1 protein-coding gene and 2 pseudogenes are annotated in these 3,701 nt (G+C 67.4%); 1 reads left to right on the forward strand and 2 read right to left on the reverse strand.

Translation table 11 applies throughout. The annotated features are described in order from the left end of the window. Window positions 1–129 precede the first annotated feature (129 nt). Window positions 130–2,634, reverse strand: a pseudogene (locus tag BKN37_RS26325) (molybdopterin oxidoreductase family protein); the annotation flags it as partial. A gap of 200 nt (window positions 2,635–2,834) precedes the next feature. Here BKN37_RS26325 and BKN37_RS26330 point away from each other — a divergent pair. Next, a complete protein-coding gene (locus BKN37_RS26330; RefSeq protein WP_071030166.1) occupies window positions 2,835–3,314 on the forward strand; it encodes an LppP/LprE family lipoprotein in 480 nt (159 codons plus the stop codon). A gap of 15 nt (window positions 3,315–3,329) precedes the next feature. Here BKN37_RS26330 and BKN37_RS30070 read toward each other — a convergent pair. Continuing rightward, window positions 3,330–3,701 (reverse strand): annotated as a pseudogene (locus BKN37_RS30070) (hypothetical protein); the annotation flags it as partial.

Below are 3,701 nucleotides of genomic sequence, written 5' to 3' on the forward strand. Positions count from 1 at the left end.
AGATGCCACAGCCCGCCCCCAATCACAGCCCTCCCCCACGACAGCCATCTTCCGAGACCTGTCTGTTGCATCGACAGGCGACACGCCCCCCACGAAAACCACCACCTATTAAGCCGCCGGCAGCGTCAGAGGTGTATAAGAGACGGGTCCGGGATCGGTCGGGCCGGCCGCCGGCGCGGGCGCCGCCGCCGGCAGCGCCCCCCAACCGGGTACCGGGCTGCGGGAGAACAGCCCCGCCATCACCCCGTCGACCCACATCCGGGTGCTCGGCTCAAACGGTGCGCTGGACGGCAGGGTCGGCACCCCGGGCGCGCGGCGGCCGGCGTCGGTGCGCAGCGCGGCCATCAGACCGGACAGGTAGGCCCGCTCCATCGGGTCGAACTGCGCCGCGAACTGGTCGGGCTGGCCGAGAAGGTCGGCGAGGGCGTCGACTTGGGACAAGCTGATTTCCTCCGGGGACGCGGGATCGGCCGGGGCGTGCGTGGCGGTGGGCTCGGCTGGCGCCGCCGGCGCGGCGGCGGTGACCTTGGTCAAGGTGACCGCGCAGGCCTTGAACTCGGGTTGCTGCGAGGTGGGGTCGACGGCGTCGTTGGTGACGGCGTTGATCGACAGGTATTCGCCGAAGGCGTCGTTCCAGTGGAACGGGGCGAAGCAGTCGCCGGGCCGCACCCGGTCGGTGACCACCGCCGGCAGCACCGCGCGGCCCCGGCGCGACGCGATCTCGATCCGGTCGTCGTCGACGATGGAAAGCCGGGCGGCGTCGTCGGGATGGATCTCCACGAACGGTGCGGGGTTGAGTTTGTTGAGTTTGGCGACTTTGCCGGTCTTGGTCATGGTGTGCCACTGGTGCGGCAACCGACCGGTGTTGAGCAGGAACGGGTAGTCGTCGTCGGGCATTTCCTCGGGCAGCAGGTGCGGGCGGGCGAAGAACACCGCGCGGCCGCTGCCGGTCGCGAACGCCAACCGCGGGATGCTGCCGTCCTCGCGCACCCGCTGGGTCTGGCTGATCCCGTCGTTGAGGTAGCGGATCGGGTTGCGGTCCTCGGTGCCCTCCGGCGGGCAGGGCCACTGGATCGGGGTTTGGCGCAGCCGCTGATAGCTGACCCCGCGCAGGTCGTAGCCGGTCGTCGGGTTGTGAAACCGCTTGATCTCGTTGAATACGTCTTCGGCGCAGCCGTAGCTGAACGCGTCGCCGTAGCCCATCTCGGTGGCGATGCGGGCGATGATCTGCCAGTCCGGCAGCGCCTGTCCGGGCGGGTCAACCGCCTGCTGGAACAGGGTGAGGTTGCGCTCGGAGTTGATCATCACCCCGTCGCATTCGGTCCACAGCGCCGCCGGCAGCAGCACGTCGGCGTACTCGTTGGTCTCGGTGTCGGCGAACGCGTCCTGGGCGATCACCAGTTCGGCGGCCTCCAGGCCCTCCAACACGGTTTTCCGGTTGGCCACCGTGGCAACGGGATTGGTGCAGATGATCCAGCAGGCCTTGATCTGACCGTCGGCCATCTTGGTGAACATGTCGATGGTGCCGGTGCCCACCTCGGTGCGCAGCGTGCCGGCCGGCAGCCCCCACTGGTCTTCGACGAAGGCGCGGTCGTCGTCGCTGAGCACGCTGCGCTGCCCGGGCAAACCGGGACCCATGTAACCCATTTCGCGGCCGCCCATCGCGTTGGGCTGCCCGGTCAGCGAGAACGGGCCGCTGCCGGTCTTGCAGATCGCGCCGGTGGCCAGGTGCAGGTTGCAGACCGCGTTGGTGTTCCAGGTGCCGTGCGTGCTTTGGTTGAGCCCCATCGTCCAGCAGCTCATCCAGTTGGCGGCTTCACCGATCCACTGGGCGGCGGTGCGGATGTCGGCCTCGGGGATGCCGGTGATCTCGGCCACGTGGTCCGGCGGGAATTGCTCGGCGAAGCTGGGCATCACCTCCCAACCCTCGGTGAACTCGGCGATGAATTCGTCGTCGGTGTGGCCGTTTTGGATGAGCAGGTGCAGCAGGCCGTTGAGCAGCGCGAGGTCGGTGCCGGGCGCGATCTGCAAAAACAGGTCGGCCTTTTCGGCGGTCGCGGTGCGCCGCGGGTCGACGACGATCAGTTTGGCGCCGGCTTTGACCCGGTCCATCAGCCGCAGAAACAAGATCGGGTGGCAGTCGGCCATATTGGCCCCGATCACGAAGAACACGTCGGCGTGATCGAAATCCTGATACGAGCCGGGCGGTCCGTCGGCGCCCAGCGACTGCTTGTACCCGGATCCGGCGCTGGCCATGCACAGCCGCGAGTTGGACTCGATCTGGTTGGTGCCGATGAACCCCTTGGCCAGCTTGTTCGCCAAATACTGGGCCTCGGTGGACATCTGCCCGGACACGTAGAGCGCGACGGCGTCGGGTCCGTGTTCGTCGAGGATCGCCCGGAGCCGGGTCGCGCAGTGGGTGATGGCGGCGTCGACGTCGGCCGGTTCGATCGGTTCACCGCGGTGCGGGCGCAGGAACGCCGACTCCATCCGGCCGGGCGCGGCCAGCATGTCGGCCGTGGTCGCGCCCTTGGTGCATAACCGGCCGAAGTTGGTGGGGTGCGTTTTGTTGCCGGTGGATTTGGCGACCGAGCGTCGCCCGGTCTCCGGATCGGTGTCGACCTGCAGCACCATGCCGCACCCGACGCCGCAGTATGCGCACAGCGTGTCGACGGTGTGCGGGTCCGCAGGCACGCGTGTCTCCCTCCTCAAATTGGGTGTGCCACCACGGTGCCCTGCCCAGGTTTCAAGATCATTTCCTGATGCTGGGAACCCGGTGTGATAACCCCACCGGGTTGCTGACAGCCCGTAAGCTTCGGGGCGTGCGGCATGCGATGGTGGCAATCCTGGTGGCTGTGGGCCTGATCACAGCGGGCTGCGGCTGGAAGCCCGGTGGCCCCGCGTCGGCCCCGCCGGACAGCTGCGCGGACTCCGACGGGCCGAGCGCGGACACCGTGCAGCACGCGATTATCGCGGAGCCGAGCGCGGTGCCGGGGTCGACCTGGACCGAAATCGGGCGCGGGCACACCCACGATTGCCGGCTGTACTGGGTGCAGATCGCGCCGAGCAGCGCGACCGCGGTGAGCCCCAACCAGCTGCTGTTCTTCGACCACAACACCCCGTTGGGCAGCCCCACCACCAACCCGAAGCCCTACACGACGGTGCTGACGCCCGGCGAGGACACCGTCACCGTGCAATACCAGTGGCAAAAGGGCGGTGACACGCCCGAACGACCCACCGGCATCGGCACGGTGCGCTACCAGATCGGGCCCGACGGCAAACTCAAAGCGCTCGACCCGATTCCGAACCAGTAGCGGTGGTCGCTGGGTCTAACCCTGCACCGTCGGGCGGATGGTGATGTCGCCGATCTCGATGTCGTGTGGCTGTTCGATAGCAAAGGCGACGGCGCGTGCGGTCGCCTCGCCGATGCCGCTGCTAGCTCCGGTGATGGCCACGACTTTGCCGTCGATGCCTGACATCTCGACTTCCTCAATCTGTTGGTGTCGCGCCGGATGGTTCGGGCTGCTTCCTTGCGCTTGAACTGCGGCGAGCGTGCGCAGACCCGTGGTTTTGTCCGGCGTAGTAAGAGGGCTATGTCGATAAATGTTGATCAAAAAGACGTCCTCCTGGTGTCGTTGACGGGCTTGGTATCCCAATACACCGAGGAGGACGTCATGGTTGAGGATAGTGGTCTGTCGCGT

The organism is Mycobacterium talmoniae (assembly GCF_001854525.1).
In the GTDB taxonomy this organism is placed as follows: Bacteria; Actinomycetota; Actinomycetes; order Mycobacteriales; family Mycobacteriaceae; genus Mycobacterium; species Mycobacterium talmoniae.